This is a genomic window from Rhizobium changzhiense (genome assembly GCF_013087625.1).
GTDB lineage: Bacteria > Pseudomonadota > Alphaproteobacteria > Rhizobiales > Rhizobiaceae > Rhizobium > Rhizobium sophorae.
This window is the reverse complement of sequence record NZ_JABFCQ010000001.1, coordinates 768,583-787,511: the sequence shown is the minus strand read 5'-3', so window position 1 is coordinate 787,511 and position 18,929 is coordinate 768,583. Positions and strand designations below refer to the sequence as shown.

At 56.4% G+C, this 18,929-nt stretch carries 13 protein-coding genes and 1 tRNA gene; 10 read left to right on the top strand and 4 right to left on the bottom strand.

Annotated features, from left to right (window positions below; all coding sequences use genetic code 11):
* The first annotated feature begins 52 nt into the window (after positions 1–52).
* Positions 53–964, top strand: a complete 912-nt coding sequence (locus G9X68_RS04020) for a DUF1499 domain-containing protein (RefSeq protein WP_171601363.1) — start codon at positions 53–55, stop codon at positions 962–964.
* Positions 965–1,527: 563 nt separating this feature from the next.
* Here G9X68_RS04020 and G9X68_RS04015 read toward each other — a convergent pair.
* Genes G9X68_RS04015 through G9X68_RS04005 form a run of 3 tightly spaced genes read right to left on the bottom strand, consistent with a single transcriptional unit; the run spans position 1,528 to position 4,621 of the window.
* Positions 1,528–3,252 carry a saccharopine dehydrogenase family protein gene (locus tag G9X68_RS04015; RefSeq protein ID WP_171601362.1) on the bottom strand — a complete coding sequence of 575 codons (1,725 nt, stop codon included), beginning with the start codon at positions 3,250–3,252 and terminating at the stop codon, positions 1,528–1,530.
* Entirely contained in the window at positions 3,249–3,707 is a 459-nt protein-coding gene (locus G9X68_RS04010) for a thiol-disulfide oxidoreductase DCC family protein (RefSeq protein ID WP_171601361.1), read from the bottom strand. Before G9X68_RS04010 ends, G9X68_RS04015 begins: the two co-directional genes overlap by 4 nt.
* Entirely contained in the window at positions 3,704–4,621 is a 918-nt protein-coding gene (locus tag G9X68_RS04005; RefSeq protein ID WP_171601360.1) for an MBL fold metallo-hydrolase, read from the bottom strand. Before G9X68_RS04005 ends, G9X68_RS04010 begins: the two co-directional genes overlap by 4 nt.
* A 161-nt stretch (positions 4,622–4,782) precedes the next feature.
* On the opposite strand from G9X68_RS04005, the gene G9X68_RS04000 reads away from it, so the two are divergent.
* From G9X68_RS04000 to G9X68_RS03960, 9 genes are all read left to right on the top strand, one after another.
* A tRNA-Gln gene (locus tag G9X68_RS04000) sits at positions 4,783–4,856 on the top strand.
* A 333-nt stretch (positions 4,857–5,189) separates the two neighbouring features.
* Positions 5,190–5,354 (top strand): hypothetical protein, encoded by a 165-nt coding sequence (locus tag G9X68_RS03995; RefSeq protein WP_171601359.1) that lies wholly within the window; start codon positions 5,190–5,192, stop codon positions 5,352–5,354.
* A 4-nt stretch (positions 5,355–5,358) separates the two neighbouring features.
* A complete protein-coding gene (locus tag G9X68_RS03990; RefSeq protein ID WP_171601358.1) occupies positions 5,359–7,362 on the top strand; it encodes an AAA family ATPase in 2,004 nt (667 codons plus the stop codon).
* Between the two features lie 2 nt (positions 7,363–7,364).
* Positions 7,365–7,838, top strand: a complete 474-nt coding sequence (locus G9X68_RS03985; protein WP_171601357.1) for a DNA phosphorothioation-associated protein 4 — start codon at positions 7,365–7,367, stop codon at positions 7,836–7,838.
* A complete protein-coding gene (locus tag G9X68_RS03980) occupies positions 7,838–9,991 on the top strand; it encodes a DEAD/DEAH box helicase family protein (RefSeq protein WP_171601356.1) in 2,154 nt (717 codons plus the stop codon). Before G9X68_RS03985 ends, G9X68_RS03980 begins: the two co-directional genes overlap by 1 nt.
* A 149-nt stretch (positions 9,992–10,140) precedes the next feature.
* Positions 10,141–11,310, top strand: coding sequence for a cysteine desulfurase family protein (locus tag G9X68_RS03975; protein WP_206679621.1), 1,170 nt, complete (start codon positions 10,141–10,143; stop codon positions 11,308–11,310).
* Positions 11,279–12,250, top strand: a complete 972-nt coding sequence (locus tag G9X68_RS03970) for a DUF4007 family protein (RefSeq protein ID WP_244956107.1) — start codon at positions 11,279–11,281, stop codon at positions 12,248–12,250. Before G9X68_RS03975 ends, G9X68_RS03970 begins: the two co-directional genes overlap by 32 nt.
* Positions 12,250–15,558, top strand: a complete 3,309-nt coding sequence (locus G9X68_RS03965; protein ID WP_171601354.1) for an ATP-binding protein — start codon at positions 12,250–12,252, stop codon at positions 15,556–15,558. The genes G9X68_RS03970 and G9X68_RS03965 overlap by 1 nt, the downstream gene beginning before the upstream one ends.
* Positions 15,548–16,387 (top strand): phosphoadenosine phosphosulfate reductase family protein, encoded by an 840-nt coding sequence (locus tag G9X68_RS03960; protein ID WP_171601353.1) that lies wholly within the window; start codon positions 15,548–15,550, stop codon positions 16,385–16,387. The genes G9X68_RS03965 and G9X68_RS03960 overlap by 11 nt, the downstream gene beginning before the upstream one ends.
* Positions 16,388–16,503: 116 nt before the next feature.
* Here G9X68_RS03960 and G9X68_RS03955 read toward each other — a convergent pair whose 3' ends face one another.
* Entirely contained in the window at positions 16,504–18,903 is a 2,400-nt protein-coding gene (locus tag G9X68_RS03955; protein ID WP_171601352.1) for a GmrSD restriction endonuclease domain-containing protein, read from the bottom strand.
* Positions 18,904–18,929: the final 26 nt, after the last annotated feature.

Here is an 18,929-nt window from a genome sequence, read left to right as displayed (position 1 = left end):
GGCGATTTGCGTGGTCGAACGCGCGGGCGCTGACAAGCAACCGGTAAGTTTGATGGCCATCCGCTATGACCGCCCCGTTTCCAGCGCCGCCCGCTCTTCGCGGCTCATCGGGGCGTTTTCCCTGGTGCTGGCGCTGGCCGTGATGATCGCCCATCGCTTCGGCGGTCTCGCCACACCCTATCTGGTACTGCTGTTGATTGTCGCCGCCGGCTGCGCGCTGCTCGCGGCGATGCTGGCAGCTCTCGGGCTGCGCAGCCTCTGGATGACGGGGGCTGAGGGCGGACTGGCGGCGCTGGCGGCGCTGATCTATGCCGCCTTTCCGCTGGGGCTCGGCGCCTATGCCACCGAGCGTTACATGACGCTGCCTGATATCTATGACGTTTCCACCGATCTGGTCACCGCACCCGACTGGCTTTCGCAGCCGTATTTCGACCAGATCTGGCTGAAGCGTCAGGTGCAGGTGACGCCGGAGGATCGCGAAAAGCAGCTCACTGCCTATCCCGAACTCACCGGCCGGCGCTATGAGGGCGCGCTCGACCGCGTGCTGGAGGCGGTGCGCAAGGTCGCCAAGATGAGCGGCATGACCATCACCGAGAGCAGCGGCGACAGCGAGCGCGGCCGCGACCCCGAAGACAGACCGGTCAAGCCGCCGCAGGCCGGCGACGATGCCGTGGCCGATGCGCCCGATACCATCCCCGTGCCGACGCCGCGCCCCTATGACGACGACGTCGCCAAGCTGATCCGCGGCGTCAACGGCGTGACGCTGCAGGGCACCACCCGCACGCTGATCCTCGGCCTGCGCTTCGATTTCATCATTCGGCTGCGCGAAGAGGCCGAAACCACCTTCGTCGACATCCGCGTCGCCTCCCGCTACGGCCAACACGACCTCGGCTTCAGCGCCGCAATCGCCGGCGATTATCTGAAGGCGCTGGATGCCGAACTCTTGGGGATTGCGGGTGGGTGAGCCGCGGTGGCGCAAAGCGCCAGCAATCGATCCGGCGAATCGATTGCAGTTGCGAACGCCCTGAGCCCAAAGCGAAGGGCCGGGATACGGTGCGGCAGGTTCGACGCCCATACGGTGCCGCCGCAGGCGCCAGCAATCGATCCGGCGAATCGATTGCAGTTGCGAACGCCCTGAGCCCAAAGCGAAGGGCCGGGAGAGGGTGCGGCAGATTCAACGCCCCTATGGTGCCGCCAAAGGCGGCAGCAATCGATCCGAGGCAGGAATGACGGCGAAGGGCATGCCGTGTGGCACCCCCTCTGCCCTGCCGGGCCCGGGGTCGAGCCACGGGTCTCGACCCGTCCTTCGGACCCCCCACAGGTGGGGAGATCGGCTGGGCGCACCGGCTTCCCCAAACAATGAGCGTCCAGCGCTGCGAAACGGTAGAGGGGCGCGAAGTTCAAGCCACTTGTGATCTCCCCACCTGTGGGGGAGATGCCCGGCAGGGCAGAGGGGGGTATCACGCACGCCAACACAGATGAGGGAGAACATCGAGGGAAACCCTTCGATCATGACCTCACACCACGTCACTGCTCCACCACCAACCACCCGGTATACCGCACCACCAGCCCCGTCAGCCGCCCGCCGATCTCCACGTGAAAGTGGAACCGCCCATCGCGCTCCTCCTCATAAGTATCCCCGCCAGGCGCCAGAAGCATCGGCAGCGGAATGCCGCAAAACCGCCAGCCGCGCACCACGAGCCGCAGCTTCTCCCCATCCGGCACCAGCGCCATCAGCACCCGGAACGGCCCGAAGACCTCGGCGAGCAGATGCCGGTCGCGGCGCTTGCCTTCGGCCTGCCAGCTGCGGAAGACCGTGCCGCCGAAATCGCGTGTCCAGACCTCCCTGTCGCCATCGGACACGAAGCGCACCGTGACCGGCACGTCCTCGCCGGCTCTCGGAAAGCCGATCACCCCAGCAACGATCCTGGCCAGCAGCCCGCCGCCGCGCTCGATCCGCGCCCGGCCGGAGGCGACGCGTGCGCCACCTGCATGCAGGGCGGAGATGGCCGGCGGCAGCTGATCCCAGGCGCTGCCGAGAATCCGCCGGTAGAGCGGCAGGCGCACCGCCTCGTGTTCCATCCTGATGCCGGATGTGATCGAAAACCGCCGGAAGGCCGCTTCGAAATCCGCAAGCTGCAATTCCCCCGCCGCCGGCCGGGCGCCATTCTCCGGCCGTACGCCGCTCAGCAGCCGGCGTACCAGCGCCTCCACGCCGATGACCGGGATGAACGGCCCGTCATCACCTTCGGCAATCAGATGCCAGCCGCAGGACAGCCGCCGTCCGGCGTGATCGACACCGCCCACACGAACGAACATGCCGCCGCGATGTTCGCCGATCGCGAAAGCGTGGCTGGCGCGCTGCAGCAGCCGAGCAAACGGCAGCAGCGATGGCAGGAGCCGGAAGCGGACGAGCCTTGCCGCAAGGCTGAGCAAGCGCTGCAGCGGCTGCGGCTCCGTTCCGACCCCGGTGAAAGTCGATTGCAGGCCGGCAAAGCGTGCCGGCAGCAGCTTGAGATCCGGCGCATCCACCAGCAGGAATTTCCGGCTGCGCAGCGGCTTAACCCCCGGCGGCGCCACCGTCACCCGCATCGCATCGATCAGCCCGCGCCCGGAGGCCGGCTGCCCATCGCGCAGCACCGTGACTTGTCTGCCGGCATAGGTGGCGATCGCCCTCACGACATTGAGGCCGATCTTTACATGCGGCGACGGAGCAATGCCGGCCGCGACAGATTCGATCCGGGAGAAATGCGGCGCCATCGCATCGAGTGCGGCGAAGGACAGGGCAGGCAAGCTGCTGAGCCCCGAGAGCGCGAAGGTGCCCTTGGCCTTGGCCGCCGCATCCAGCCCACCGATGCCGGCGACGAAACCGGTGCTGTCGGCGATATCGGCATAATCGATGCCGAGGCCGATGCAGGCCTCGACCACCTTATAGGCGTCCTTGCCGAAGCTCTGGAACGGCCCCGAGGCATCGACGACCAGATTGGGCCTCATCCGCGTCAGCTGTTCGGTGAGATCGCCGTCACGATCGAAGCGAATGGCCTGCACCAACGCGCCGAGATTGTTGCTTCCCAGGCCCTCGGCTCCATCTTTCGGCGTCCGGAGATCGGCAACGAAATCGTCAGCCTTTTCAAGCGAGCGCCCCGCAACCAAGAGCCTGAGCCGCGGTTCATCGCCAAGCAGCCGGGCAAGCCGCCCGCCAAACGTGCCGTAACCGCCGATGATGAGCAGCGAAAACCGGTCCTCGCTCATGTGATGAAGCGGCTTCGCTGCTCCGGCGTCGGCACCATGCAGCTTTGCCGCCCGGCGATCTTCAGCCTGTTGCGGGCGATGAATTCATAGAGCGCATCGGCGGCCCGCCGCGGCAGCAGCCGGAAGATCTTCACCAGCGAATAGGGAAAGCCGAGGCCCGCCACCATGCGGATCGAGCCGTCGGACTTGAAGAAGGCGCGGCCGTTTTCGATCAGGATATTGGTTTCATAGTCGCGCGCGTGCAGCCCGTAATGCCGGTAGAGCGCTTCGCCGAGCGGCGTCTGCGCCGCGAGAAAGCGGTATCGCTGCCGCTTGTCATGTTTCAGCGCGAATTTCACCCAGCCGGAGCAGAACACGCATTCGCCATCGAAGACGATCAGCGGCCGGTCATCGGCAAAGGCGCGCACATCAGGATCGTCGCGATAGCTGTAATCGGCTCGAGGCTTCATTGTCATATCCTTGCCGCCGGCCGGTAGTGGGCGGCCAGCGAAGGCGGCCCATCCGCCGCGATCTCCCCGCGCTCCAGAAGATCCTCGATATGGGCGAGCACAGAAAGGGCGGCCGCCCCATGCAGCTTCGGATCGGTGTCGCGATAGATCACCTTCACCATCTCGGCAATCCGCTGGTCGCCGGCCTGGACGCGCGCCAGCACCGCCTGCTCGCGCCTGAGGCGATGCGCCTTCAGCGCCCGGAGGAAAGTCGAGGGCTCCGTCACCGGCCCGCCATGGCCGGGCAGCAACAGGCGATCCTCGCGCTTAATCAGCAGGTCGAGCGAGGCCATGTAATCCGCCATCGAACCATCCGGGGGTGCCACGATCGAGGTCGACCAGGCCATGACGTGATCGCCGGAGAAGAGGATGTCGCGGCCCGCAAGCGCGAAGGCGGCATGATTGGCCGTGTGCCCCGGCGTCAGCACCGCTCTGAGCGACCAGCCATCGCCCGATAGGGTCTCGCCGTCACTGAGCGCTATATCGGGCACGAAGGATTTATCCGAGCTTTCGGAAAAGGGATTGATCTCGCCATCCCGCAGCGGCCGCGCTGGCCGATGCGGCCCTTGGCCGACGGTCACCGCCCCCGTTGCCGCCTGCAGGCGCCTGGCCAGCGGCGAGTGGTCGCGATGCGTGTGGCTGACGAAGATATGCGTCACCGCGCGGCCGCCAAGGGCTGCCATCAGTGCCTGAAAATGCGCATCGTCCTCCGGCCCTGGATCGATGACCGCGACGGAGGAGGAGCCGACGATATAGCTGTTGGTGCCGAAAAAGGTGAAAGGGCCGGGATTGTTCGCCGTAACCCGCTCGACACCCGATACCACCGGCACGGCTTGCCCATAGGCCGGCTCGAAAGCGAGGTCGAATGCGGGACTGTCCATGAAGGAATGATCTCAGGCCGATGACGTCGCCAATTTCTAGCACGCCGGCCGGCCCCGCGCGCGCATAAATCTGCGCCGGGTTAAACTTAGTGATTGTGACAGGCGAAGAGCTTTGCTAATCAGGCGTCGATTTGAGCAGGCGGTTTCCGCTCAAGCTCTGGTGGGGCGTCGCCAAGCGGTAAGGCAACGGTTTTTGGTACCGTCATCCCTGGTTCGAATCCAGGCGCCCCAGCCACTTATATCTTCAATGACTTATTTGCGTAGGTTGATTGCAACCTGGACGCTTTCGCATCGAAATTGTGTTGTCCTACGATACCAGTTGTCGCCCTGCTTTCATCCGGAAACAAATGGCTGGTCAGACAAATATCGCTGCCAGAGAGATTTGAATAGGTCGTGCGACCACTAATATCTGATATTTCGGCCGTGCCGAGCTCCCGCTAAAGTTATGAATTTCTGTGGTTAATTCGCCGAGCCTCCTGTTGAATACTGCTATCTAATCGGCGAATGCGAAGAGATATTGCTGTTAGCGGGACTACACGGCAAGATAGAAGTCCACGAGGAGCGAATCATGAGTGACACTGAAATAGGCGGGGACTCGGAAAACGAGCACATAATCGAAGAGATTATTGCTGTGCAGCGGGAGTATTACTTCGAAAATAAGAATAAGGAGTCGGACCGTCGTCGAAAGTTACGAGATATCATAGATCGCGCCACGCCATTGAAAGGTCAGTAAGAAGATGTGGGTCGAGCGCATCGAATTGAGCGATTTCCGTTGCTTTTTTGGGACCCGTAAAATCGAGTTTTCAACTGATAGAGATAAAAATGTAACACTAATTCATGCAGAGAATGGCGTCGGCAAAACTACGATCCTCAATGCAATGCTGTGGTGTTTCTACGGCATGACAACGACAAAATTCGAGCGTCGAGACGACTTGCTCAACCACGATGCGGTACGGGCAGGCCGCAACGCTGCGTATGTGGAGGTGTGCTTTGAGCATAATGGTAGCCGATATCGGGCTCGACGATATGCCCCACCGAGCGCACGGTTTGCGATCATGCGCCTTGATCGTGGTCACAGCGAACAACTTGCCAATCCTGACACCTTTATAAACACGGTCATACCCAAGAGCATGGCCAGCCATTTTTTGTTCGACGGCGAGCATGCAGAAGTGTTTCTCGGGGAAGAGAATCGTCACGAAATACGAAGCGCGGTCCAGGACATTCTCGGGTGCACCCTCGTCAAGACCGCCATTAAGGATCTAGAAGAGGTCGGCAACCTTTATCGCAAACAAATGCCCAAGCGCGGGGGATCCAACGTCGAAGCCCTTAGCGAGCAAATTGAAAGGCTTGGAGAAAAGATCAGCCGTAGCCGCGATACGGCGACAAATTTGAAGGACGAGGTCATCAACGTTCAGCAGCAGATCGCAGATATCGATGAGCAGCTGCGCAATTCGACAGCAGCAAAAGAATTGCAAGCAAGGCGCGAAGATGCCGAGAAGGCTCTTAGACGCGCTCGCGAACGCGAGATGTCCGCTAAAAACGACACTGTCAAATGGCTCGGCGATAACGCCCGTTTTCTGGTCTCCACGAAGCTGACCTCCCAAACCTTCGACCATCTCGAGATGCAAGAAACAAAAGGGCGTATTCCGTCGCCTTACAATGAAGAGTTTGTCAAAGATCTTCTTGAATTGGAAAAGTGTATTTGTGGCGCGCCTCTCCATTCTGGATCGGATGCCCATCGGCAAGTAGCTAGCCTTCTCAAAAAGGCTGCAAACCATACTTTGCGCAGCCGTTTGAATGCAATTCGCGCCATTATGGGGCAACTCAAGGACAAGCGTGAACGAGCGCCGGGAGAGTTGGAAGCCGCCTATCGTCGTGAGGCTGAGGCGCGTGCTGAGGTTGCGAGATTGGAGCCATTGTTAATCGAAATCTCGGAAAAACTGGCAGGGATAAATTTTGACGAAATCGGCGAACGCGAACGCCGCCGTAACCAACTGCGCGGCGAAGAGGGTGAGAAACAACAAAAAATTTGGAATGCTGAACGTGATGCGCGTGATGCGGAGGTAGAGAAGCTCAATAAGGAGCGCGAGCTTGAGAGGCAGGTTCAAGGAGATGCCGAGGCGCAGATCTTCATCAAGCGATACAATCTTTGCCAAATGCTAAGAGGCCGACTTGAGAGGGAACTCACAGAGGACGAAACGAGCGCCCGAGGTGTGCTCAGCGCCAGTATCAATAAGATACTCGCCCAAACGGGCCGCAAAGATTTTCGCTTGAAAATGAGCGCGGAGTATGGGGTCAGCCTCGTAAACGATGCTGGCACGCAACTTCCAAAATCCGGTGGCGAAAACCAGCTCCTAGGTCTTGCCTTTACCGCGGCACTCGTTCAATTCGCCAAGCAGCGAGAAAAGGCGGAGGGCTTCCGTCTTCTAAAAGGCACGGTCGCTCCGTTGATCCTTGACTCACCATTCGGGCAGCTCGATGAATCATACAGGACAACGGTTGCTCAGCATGCCCCCGAAATGGCGGCGCAAGTTATATTGATGGTGTCCGGTTCTCAAGCTTCCGGCGGGGTTCTGGAAGCGCTCCGTGGTCGAGTGGGGAAAGAGTTTGTTATGGTTCGATACAACCGCTCCGACAGGGGCGGCCGACCACTCGAGATAAGGCAGCATCGTGGTCGTGATTTTGAAACCGCGCTTTTTAATGCCGAATTCGATGGTACTGTAATCGAGGAGGTTGCCTGACCGTGGCCGTTCGCGCTCCAAATATCAATCGCAGTCGCGTGTATGAAGATATCGTCCAAAGGCTGGCCGCTCAATCGCTGCCGGGCACGGATCGCAGGCTATTCCCTACGATCCGAGAACTTCTGTGTTTCGCTGCTGTCCTCGGATATTCGGAAGGACGCAGGACTCCCCTCGATCGGAGCCAAGGCGTAGAGGATGTATCCTATCAACAGTTTGAGCGCGGGGACGCCGAGAACCTAATCTATCTTATCGCGCTTGCCGATATGCAGGACGTTAACGTAATCCGCGAAGATAATGAGGATGAATGCGCTCGAATCTTCGAAGAGTACGCAAATGGAGGACTTGGTCTGATCAAGGATTATTTGCTGCGGGAAGGCGGAGAATATCCGGATCGCGCCGTGATGCGACTTCTTCATGAACGGAGTTACTTGCACGCGGGGGGAGGCGAATCTGACACCGGCGCCATAACATTCTGATGCTGCGGCAACTGACAATCAAAGGAGTCTACAAATCCGACGAGGACAATATTCTCGAAGACTTCTACATGCCTGCTTTGGCTGTTGCCTATACATATGACCGGGCAGTGGGTTTTTTCTCGGCCGCCACCCTCAGCTACGCCGCCCAAGCGATTTCAGCCTTCATTCGAAACGGAGGCAAGATGCGACTTGTTCTCGGTGCGTTTTGTGACGAGGAAGATATACAGGCTGTTTCTCAGGGGCTGAGAGACCGAGAACTGTCCGAGCGCATTGGTGGCGAGTTTTTGAAAGAGTTGGATAGGGTTGATGATGCTCTATTTCACAATCGTTTTGAAGGGTTGGCGTGGCTTGTGGCAAAGGAGCGCCTAGAGATTAAAGTCGCGCTTCGGCCGAAGGGCATGTATCACGACAAAATCGGCATCATATCGGATACCAATGGGGATTCCGTGGTTTTCTCTGGGTCCGCAAATGAAAGCCTTCACGCGCTTTTGCCCACTCATAATTATGAATCAATCGACGTATTCCCAAGCTGGCGAGCTGAGCTGGAGCCCTATTATCGTCCTCACAAAGACAGTTTCGAGCGACTGTGGTCGAACAGGAGCCGCAATACTGCAGTCCTGGATGTTCCGGAAGCGATAAAAGAACGACTTCTGTCAATCGGGGAGAGACTACACGCGCCTCCTGATCCAGAGCGTGAACTGGCGATTGCGCGTCGTATTGGCGACCGTGATATCGCAAGTCACCTGGGAGACGAGCCGCGCGTACCCGAGATCGTTGGGGGCGCCCAATTCAAAATCCGCGATCATCAACGCGAAGCGCTGAGGTCTTGGCAACTGAGTGGAGAATATCACGGGATCCTCAATCTCGCCACGGGCGCCGGTAAGACGATCACCGCCGCTTATGCCGCAACTCAGATGGCCAAAGCCATTCCGGGACTGACGGTGATTGTGGCCGTGCCCTACCAGAATCTAGCTGACCAATGGTGCGACAATCTCGGCTTATTCAATATCCGCCCGTTGCGATGCTATGTTTCGAAGTCGGCGTGGCTTGCTGAACTCCAAAACCGAATTCTCGACATTGAATTAGGCGCTGCACCATTTACCGCAATCGTCGTCGTCAATCGTACACTCAAGACGCCGGAGTTTCAGCAACTTATCGCTCGCATACCCGGACAAAGGCTTTTTTGGATCGGCGATGAGTGTCACCATCATAGTTCAGGCGGCTTTAATGACGCCCTGCCTGCTCAGGCCAAGTTTCGGCTTGGTCTGTCAGCGACTCCTGAACATTACCTTGATAACGCAAGAAATTCGCAGCTCGAGGCCTACTACGGCGAGGTGGTATTCACCTATTCGCTCTCCCAAGCTATTCAGGACGAAGTCCTCACTCCTTATGACTATTTTCCTCACTTGGTAGAATTGACTCCATCAGAAGCTAACGAATTTGTAGCAATGTCGATGGAGATCGGAAGACTGATCGCTCGGGAGGGCGGCGCCGAGCCGAGTCTGAGTCTCAAAGCGCTGATGATGAAGCGGGCACGTATCATCGGGTCGGCCAGGAACAAAATTGTGGCCTTGCGTCAAGTCCTTCGCAATCGACCTGCCGAGGCGCACACGCTGTTCTATTGCGGTGATGGCCAAGTAGAGACTGACGATAGCGACGATGCCAATGACGACTCTGATCCTGAATTCTCAGGGCGGCAAATCGAGGTAATTAGTCAGCACTTGGACGAGCTCGGCTGGACGCTTTCTCGATTTACCTCGCACGAGCCGCGCAAAGAACGCGATCACATTCTGGCAAACTTTCGCATCGGTCTTATCGATGCCATGGTCGCAATTAGATGTCTTGATGAAGGTATCGACGTCCCAGCGTGCAAAACAGCCTATATTCTGGCCAGTTCGCGTGATCCCCGGCAATTCATTCAGCGCAGAGGTCGCATCCTACGCCGATCTCCAGGCAAGGACGTTGCGACGATCCACGATTTTGTGGTCGTATTGCCAGGAGATGCAGGCGATAGAGACGGCTACGCTTACAAACTGATCGCTTCCGAACTTCGCAGGGTCGCTGAGTTCGCAGGGCTATCACGGAACAGAACCTACGCTTACCAGACTCTTCGGCCTGTGCTTGTTGCTTATGGCTTGGAACACCTGTTGTAAGAACGGCCGCATCTACCGATGGTTGCCTCCGGACGGCTGATGGCGCGCCGAGTTTCCAACAAAATGTTACAGCGCCTAACAAGAATGTTGTTGCCTGCGGTCCGCAACCGTAGTCTTTAGCATCCGGGCGGATGAGACTTGGAGGTCAAATGGTCACTCAAGCAATCTACCTTGATGGGTTCGCTTCGACGCCAATTGCACCAGAGGTTCGCGACGCGATTAATCAAATATGGCTGGAGACCGCTAATGCCGGCTCCCCCCATTTCGCTGGTGGGAAAGCATCAGCGGAGATTGCGCAGGCGCGCGCATTGGTCGCTAATTTGATCGGTGCCACGCCGGAGGAAGTAACGTTTACGTCTGGGGCGACTGAATCTAATAATCTGATCCTTCTAGGCCTCGCAAAATGGGCTGTCAAAGTTCAAAGTCCGCGCCGCCGGGTTGTGGTGTCCGCGATTGAACATAAGGCGGTGTTGGAGCCGGCAGCCGCGTTGAGTGATATGGGGTTCGACGTGAGGGTCGCGCCAGTTCGCGGAGACGGCATTGTTGATCTCGCCGCTCTCGGCGAACTCGTTGACACCACCACTCTACTTGTTTCCGTTATGGCGGTTAACAATGAGACAGGTGTCATCCAGCCGCTTAAAGAACTGATTGAGATCGGTCATCGGGCAGGTGCCTACGTTCATAGCGACATTGCGCAAGCTGCTGGGAAATTGGCAATTGATGTTGGATCGCTCGATTTAGACTACGCGAGCCTTTCTGCACATAAGATGTATGGCCCGATGGGCATTGGTGCATTGTATGTCTCGCAGGCGGCGCCAAAACCGGAGCCGCTGCTGTATGGCGGCGGACAACAGGGCGGTTTGCGTCCGGGCACGGAGCCCGTCGCCTTGATTGTAGGATTTGGCAAGGCAGCAGAGCTGGCGACGCGAGATCTAAAAAATGATCAGCACTCAGATTACTTATTTAAGCGCCTGCTCGCACAGCTCGAGCTCCACCAGGTTCGGCATATGATTTCAACAGGTGGAGCTCCGAGAGTGCCCGGCGGTGGGAGTATAATTATTCCTGGAATAAACGCAGACGATGTTGTTCTGGCAGTAGGAAAAAAAGTTTCTGTATCTACCGGCTCGGCGTGCACGTCAGGACAATTACTTACTTCCCATGTTCTTAGAGAAATGGGTATAGATGAGATGACTTCAAGAAGTATATTAAGGATTTTCGTAAATCGTTACAACACAGAGGAAGAGGTAGATAGAGCGGCTTCGATAATATCTTTATCGGTGCAAAAGCTTGCCGCTGCCACTGGACCACTTCACCAGTAGCCGCTACATTGTCTTTATGAAAAAAGCATTTGCCGATTCCTTTGCTCGCCCGCAATTCGCGGGGCACGAAACTTTTCCTCTGCGCCTGCTGTGGCTAAAGAAGGCCTTTGACGCCGTAGCGGGTGGGGCCGCGTCCGGAACATTTCAGGAACAAGACGCTATCGCACGTTTTGGCGTTGGTCGCAATATGGCGGTTTCTATGCGCTATTGGGCGCTAGCATCCGGGTTTCTTGAGGAGCGCGAGCGCACCTTGAGGCCATCTGCCTTCGGAAGCCTCATCTTGTCCGACGATGGATTTGATCCATACCTTGAGCGAGCTGCAACGATTTGGCTGGCTCACTGGTCGGTTGCTGGTGAGCCAGCTTTGACGACGACGGCATATTACGCGTTCAATGCTTTAAGCGCTTTAGAATTTGATCCGCCAACACTATTGGCGCAAATGGAGGCTCTGGTCGAGCAAAAGGGCTGGCGAGCCACCAAAGGTACTTTGAAGCGAGATATTGAAGTTTTTCTTCGCAGCTATGTGCGCCGTAGTGATAGTCAAGTAGACGATGCCGCTGAGCCACTGCTGGCGGAGCTTGGCCTAGTTAGAGAAGCTCGGTTCGGAGGCTGGTTCGAATTTGTGCACGGACCGAAACCGACATTGCCTGATGGTATTTTTGCTTACGCTCTATCACAGTTTTGGGATCGCCGCGGGGGAGGGGCGTCGGCTCTAACCGCGGAGAGAATCTGTTACGAAGCAGGTTCTCCAGGTCGTGTATTCAAGCTGGACGAAGACAGCGTCGTGACGAGGCTAATGTCGTTGGAAAGTTTGACCGGAGGCGCTTGGGTCTGGACAGACACCGCCGGGCTCCGCCAAATACAGCGTGTGGCCGAGGTCGATCCACTTGCTCTTATATCGAGCGCTTATGGCAGACATCAGGAAGGGATGGCGGCGTAATGTCGAACCTTTCGAAGCAAGTAGAGATCAATCGCCGCTTCGCCCGCTCCGCTCGATTGGACGCCGACCTTAACGGCTCACCGCCGTTGGTCGGCTATGTCCTTCAGGCCAGTGTTGAAAAGGCGCTCATTACTATGGCGTCCAGCCAGGTCGAGGGTAAACAAGGCGCGTTTACGTGGACGGGCCCCTATGGAGGCGGCAAGTCGAGCGCCGCACTTCTTCTCGCTAATATCGTTGCGGGGAGGTCTGATAGTCGGAAGATTGCGCGCAAAATCGCCGGTGAGACGCTTACCGGTCAATTGGACAAAGCGTTCCCGAGCGAACACGGGAATTGGAGCATTGTTGCGGTCACTGGCGCAAGGGTGGCTCTGCGGCAGGCGGTTGCGGATGCCTGCGCATCTGCTTTTGACTGGCCGGCTGAAGAGCATGAGCAGGCTGCGACATCGAATGAGAGTTTGCTCGCTGCGATGTTAACGGCAGCAACGAAAGGCCGTAGCGGGGCGCTCGTGATCCTCGACGAATTGGGCAAACTACTAGAGCACGAAGCGCTAGATGGAGGAGACGTCCACTTCCTTCAAGATCTTGCCGAACGGAGTTCGCGCAGTAACGGTCGCCTTGTTGTCATAGGGATTCTTCACCAAGCGTTTGATCAATATGCCGCGAAAGCCGGAAGGGGCGCGCGCGACGAATGGGCCAAAGTTCAAGGACGCTATCAAGACATTCCCTTTCTCGCCGGTGCCGATGAAACGGTAGCGCTGCTCGGTCGAGCTATTAGCAACGGTTTCGTGCCGTACCTTGCCGAAGCCGCAGCCTCGGATGTCGCTCAAGCGGTCGCGACGAGAAGGCCGACTGATATTGATGTGCTCACGAACGCGCTTGTCGCGACATGGCCGCTGAACCCGGTTACATCGCTGCTCCTTGGCCCTGTGTCTCGCCAGCGATTCGCACAGAACGAACGCAGCGTGTTCGGTTTCTTAAGTTCCGCGGAACCATTTGGTTTCCAGGAGTTCCTGAACGGCGCGGGCTTGTCGGAAACATACAATCCAGATCGCTTGTGGGATTATTTGGCGTCGAATTTCGGCATGTCGTTAGCTAGCGGCTCCGATGGCAGCCGGTTTAGTCTGGCGTTCGAAGCCATCGAGCGAGCTGCCGCGAAAGGAACCAACCTTCATGTCGCCCTGACAAAAAGCGCTGCAGTAATCGAGTTTTTCAGGAATGGATCTGGCCTCGCTCTCACAGATGATTTCCTGGCCGCGGCGACCCCTTATGTGGATGGTGCTCAACGACGAGCAGCTATTGACGACTTGTTGTCATGGGCAATTCTAATTCGCCAACCGCGTTTGGGAGGTTACGCGCTGTTTGCGGGCAGTGATTTCGATCTTGAGGAGGCGATTGCAAAATCCACGACTTCGATCGAAGCCGGACAGTTACAAGCATTGGCTCAGCAAATTGGCCTAGGGTTTGCCATTGCGAAGCGTCATTATTTCCGAACCGGAACTTTGCGGACGTTCGAGATTGCGGTGATTTTGGCCAGTGATTCCGATAGTCCAGTGGACTTATGCGGTCGCGTTAAGTCATCCCGCGGGCGGAGCGCTGGTGTCCTTGCTCTTATATTGGGCGATGGCAGCCTCAATGCTACGGAAATAGAGAACAGATGCAAATCGGTTGCCAAGCTTTTGCAGAAGGACGGCGAGGTTGCGGCTGTAGGCGGTATTAAGGATGGATTTTTGTTGAGATCCAGTGCGGCCGAGCTTTTCGCTATAGACCGGGTGTTGAGGGAGCATCCGCAACTTGAAGGTGACAGGATTGCTCGACGCGAAGTCGCTGCTCGACGCTCAAGAACTGTGGATGCATTGCACCGCGACCTTGAGAGTGTGCTCAATTCCACTCGCTGGTGGATGGCCCCTAGCCCGACACAATCGGTCAAGGAGCCGATAGCGATAGTCGCCTCGGCTTTGGCAGACGCGTCCTTTCCTCAGGCGCCGGTTTTGCAAAGTGAGTTGCTTCAGCGTGACAAGCCATCATCGAGCGCAATGGCGGCTCTCCGAGACCTTTGTTATGCGATGGTTTTAAGAAATGCCGAGGCAGATCTTGGGTTCTCAGGTTTCCCGGCTGCAATGGGACTGTACCTGACGGTACTTAAATCCTTGGGTCTACACGGGATGGTGCGTCCCGGCGTCTTCGACTTCAAAGCACCGTCCGGCACGGTTCATGCAAAAACCTTGCAGCCGGCTTGGAGTGTTTTGGAAGATGCAACGGATATTGTCCTTAGTGATGTCTACGAAACCTGGGCAAAGCCACCGATTGGGCTGAAGGCCGGACCCATGCCGATCTTAGCGCTAGCCTTTCTGTTAGCCAGCCGAGAACGCACAGCTATTTACATCGATGGTGTCTTTCAGACGGAATTTAACGATGTTCTGGTCGACCGACTGCTTCAGAAGCCCGCCGATATTCGTCTCCGACGAATTGATCGTTCTCTCCGGCAGACGGCGTTTATGAGCGGACTGGCGCAACGGCTGAAACTTGCGGATGGCTCCGCATCACTTCCAATCGCACAAATCTTATTTCGCCGTTACGAAGACCTGCCTTTGTATGCGCAACGGACGGATAACATAGGAGATACTGCGAAAAAGTTACGCAGCGTCGTGTTGAAGTCTAAAGATCCAGAGGCGCTCCTGTTCGAAAATATCCCGTCTGTTCTTAGCGAATACGACGGCGTTGATACTGTGATTGCCGCCCTTGAGGAAGTCGAAGCCGCTTATCCAGCTCTATTACGCCAACTGCATACCTCGTTGGCGCGTTCTCTTGCTGTCGATCCTAGATCTTTCGATGGAATCCGTGACCGCGCGGAATCGGTTAAAAATCTTACCAATGATTATTCTTTCGAAGCATTTGTCATGCGGGCAGCCGCATTTGAAGGCGGCTGCGGCGATATTGAAGGGATTGCGAGCTTATTGCTACACAAGCCATCGCGTAATTGGTCTGATCGTGACCGTGAACAGGCACTTCTCCAGCTCGCCCGATTTGGTCGTCAATTTAGGGAGCTCGAAGCCCTCGCGGTTGTTAGAGACCGAGGGTCGAGCACTGAAGCGTTGGCGCTGGTGGTTGGCGTGGACCCGAAGGTCCCACCGCTGCTCAGAACCTTCGTTTTGACTGATGCGGAAAAGCACCAAGCCAAAGCCTTGGCCGATCAGTTGTTAGGACAACTTTCACAAAATGAACCGTTAGCGCGAATACAGTTTGCCGCCTTGGCCCGCGCTGTTGCGAGCCTAGCCGCAGACACAAAGGTCGACAATTATGAAGTCTGAACGCCATATTCTCGGGGTGTCTGGTGGCCGCGACAGCGCGGCACTCGCAGTTTTTATGCGCCAACACTATCCGGAGCTACCTCTCGAATATTTTTTTACCGATACCGGCAAAGAGCTGCCCGAGGTTTATAGCTTCCTAGATCGGTTGGAAGGATTCCTTGGAAAGCCGATTCAGCGTTTGAACCCAGACCGAGACTTCGACTTCTGGTTGGAGGAATACGGCAATTTTCTTCCCTCACCTCGCACGCGTTGGTGCACGCGACAGCTCAAACTCCGGCCCCTGGAACAGTGGATCAAGCGCGACCTCGACGAAGGCACAACGATTCACTCGTACGTTGCAATCCGCTCAGATGAGCCAAGCAGAGATGGATATCAGGCCACTCACCCTAACATGAAGGTCCATTTGCCGCTTCGAGAGGCCGGTATAGACCGTGCTGGCGTCATAGAAATGTTGCAGCAGGCAGCCGTAGGGGAACCAGAGTACTACAGCTGGCGCTCGAGGTCAGGATGCACGTTTTGCTTCTTCCAGCAAAAAATTGAATGGGTCCGCCTCGCGGAGCATCACCCGGATCGTTTTCAGGAAGCAGTCGACTACGAGAAGACGGCTTTGAAAGATGGTTCACCCTTCACTTGGAGCCAAGGCGAAAGTCTTAATGAACTCGTCGCGCCTGCGAGAGCCGCCCAGATCAAGCTCGACTACGAAAAGCGCCGGGAGCGCTTGCGTAGGAGTCGACCGGTCAATCCATTGTCGGGACGCACCGCAGACACCATCGATGATATCTACGGTATCGACGAGGCTGCAGGCGGATGTGTCGTGTGCCACAAATAAATCTCAAGTGGGACAGGCGTGTAAACACGTGCTTTGAGTCTGAGTGTATACCATCGAGCTGACGCCACCTCGACGCGCAGAGATTTCTACGCGACGCCAATAGTTGCCGTGGTTAACTACATACCCAACCAGGGCGCAAGGCGATTCCAGGCAAGCTCGGCAAGTGCCCTCCCTCGCTGGTCAACAACCTGCAAGTTCCAATCATTCGGATATGAGGCTAACGCTTTGACTTGAGGCAGGTAGTGCTCGCTATGAATCCTGCCGGCCGCTTTGGAGACGTCAACACCCATGCCCTTAAGTTCGGCCAAGATCAATTCGGCTTCTTGTTTTGTGTCCGCGGCAAGCGCTGCAAAAAGCTTCCGCTTATGGTCCCAGGCTCTGGCACTCAAGGACTGGTTGGCGCTCAATGGTACAAGTGTGAGGTTCCCAAGCCTATCGTACTCATCGTCGACGTAGAGATCTGACGACCACTGCCCGCCTGACTGGGGCGCGATGTGTTCAACACTGATATAAAGGTCCGTCGTCCACGCATCGATAGTCAGGGTTGGATGGGAGTTTGGTTTACCCGCTATCAAAGCCCCATTTGGACCCTCGACGGTATCATGGAACGCAGCCATCAGAATGAACCGTGCAAGAGCAACGTTCACAAAATAGATCGGTTGAACCACAGTCTTCTCGATCCATTCCTCCTTCGAGGAGATATTGGCTCCGCCACTGGTCCGATCGGCTTTGAGACGTGCGGCGAGCACCTGCATTATGACACTTGCTTTAGGGAGAACACCGTTTTCGCGAAGACCGCGGGCCAATGGACCCACGCCGTGTTCGGGCGCACCCTTACTCATCAGATCGCGATAAACTTGTTCGATCCGATCCGTTGTTGAGCGGGACGCACGCCATAAAACTGCAAAACTTGTCACTGCTTTGGCTACTGTTGCGAACTCCTCGACTGCGATTTTCCGCTGCTCTGCATCCTGACCGGCGCTTGAAATAGCCGCCGCGTACTGTGCAAGGAGAGGTGCCGTTATTGTGTGCCCAAGTGCCACTAAAAAGCGGATACAAAGAGCCGCATCCGTCGGCAATTTTATGGAGCCGACAGCAGGGACGCCGTCCACCCAGACCTCATCGAAGAAGCGAGATAGATCTGCGAGATGCCTAACGAAGTTTTTCTGATCAGTAGAATTGCCGCACCCATCGAATGTATCCCGCATAAAGCGTCGTTGGTCGGCAAGGTTTTTCGACTGCTTCTCACCCCGTTCGGCTAGAGCAAATGCCACGAGGAGTTCTGCTGAACGCTTTTGACGTGCTTCGGCGTTCGATGCCTTTTTCAAGTATGAAAATGCCGCATCAAGCTGTCTTTTCTCTTCCGATGAATTGTAGTGCTGCAGGCCAATAGACTGAACGACTTTTGGTGTGAACGTTTCCAGGGCGGTTAGGGGCTGACCAGTGGTGTTGAGGGCCTCAAATACATCGAATGCAAAATCTTCCGTGGTTGCCGTGACGACAACGAGGGTGATCCTCTCTAGGGCGAAACGAGAGAAAAATAATAGAGAAATTAGAGATGTAGCAGATTGCCACCACTCTTTGGTCTTCTTGTCGTCGGCTTCGATATCTAAATCGCCAGCTTCGTCCACCATCAAAGCGTGAGACTGCTTTGCCAGGATCTGCGCTAACGCCTCCGTCATCGCTTCGGGAAATTCCTCCCCGAAGAGAGCGTCCTGCTTCTCCGGGTCATGGACGATCATTGCAAAATCCGGGAACTCATCATCTGAGGGCAGCGCCTTGAGCTTCGTCCTCATCACCTTCATCATCTTGACGAAGTGCTTACGTTCTGCCTCGTTATCGGCGCCGACACTGGTTCGCTGAAGTTCAGTCAGAAATCTGGACCAGTTAGGATTTTCCTGTCTGGAAAATTTGACATATTCAAAGAGCATCCAAGCGATGGGAGAAGAGTAATTTGCCTTTTCGGATTCGTACGACCATGTGTCCCGAAAGGCTCGGATCATCTTGGGGAAGTGCCGGAACTCAACGTCGCCATTGCGCTGCTCTTCCGACAGCATTTGAGATAGCAGCCCCCGCATGTCGTTAACGCGGGTCTCGATCCAATTTTTAGTTTCTTCGCTGACGATGTTTTTTGCTTTGATAAGCGAAGCCCATTCACTTTCGATTTCGATCAGCAAAGCAAGACAAAGCATTAGAAGAGTGGTTAGCCGCTGCTGACCATCAATAATCGTCATCACCTGGCTATAAACCTGGTTTTTAACCAAGGGGCTTATCGTGAGCTTCTTTGCGTCATTCATCGCGATAATTGTGCCGATGAAGGTGATTGACTCGTCCGGTCTCTTTAAAAGGGCTCCAAGGCCCTGAACCGTATCATCAATGAGGCGCTCAACGTTTGCCTTATCCCAAGCATAATCGCGCTGATAGGGTGGTATATATAGACCGCGGCCGTTTTTGGAGACGAAGTCGTAGAGACTCTCTGAGTCTGCTTCGAAAATCTTCTGTGCTGGACTAGCCACGGTGGAATCTCCTCTTCTAAAATTAA

Coding starts and splice junctions, on each gene's coding strand:
- G9X68_RS03965 (WP_171601354.1), top strand. CDS start 12,250: ATGTCGAACCTTTCGAAGCAAGTAGAGATCAATCGCCGCTTCGCCCGC.
- G9X68_RS04010 (WP_171601361.1), bottom strand. CDS start 3,707: ATGACAATGAAGCCTCGAGCCGATTACAGCTATCGCGACGATCCTGAT.
- G9X68_RS03990 (WP_171601358.1), top strand. CDS start 5,359: ATGTGGGTCGAGCGCATCGAATTGAGCGATTTCCGTTGCTTTTTTGGG.
- G9X68_RS03995 (WP_171601359.1), top strand. CDS start 5,190: ATGAGTGACACTGAAATAGGCGGGGACTCGGAAAACGAGCACATAATC.
- G9X68_RS04015 (WP_171601362.1), bottom strand. CDS start 3,252: ATGAGCGAGGACCGGTTTTCGCTGCTCATCATCGGCGGTTACGGCACG.
- G9X68_RS04005 (WP_171601360.1), bottom strand. CDS start 4,621: ATGGACAGTCCCGCATTCGACCTCGCTTTCGAGCCGGCCTATGGGCAA.
- G9X68_RS03960 (WP_171601353.1), top strand. CDS start 15,548: ATGAAGTCTGAACGCCATATTCTCGGGGTGTCTGGTGGCCGCGACAGC.
- G9X68_RS03980 (WP_171601356.1), top strand. CDS start 7,838: ATGCTGCGGCAACTGACAATCAAAGGAGTCTACAAATCCGACGAGGAC.
- G9X68_RS03975 (WP_206679621.1), top strand. CDS start 10,141: ATGGTCACTCAAGCAATCTACCTTGATGGGTTCGCTTCGACGCCAATT.
- G9X68_RS04020 (WP_171601363.1), top strand. CDS start 53: ATGGCCATCCGCTATGACCGCCCCGTTTCCAGCGCCGCCCGCTCTTCG.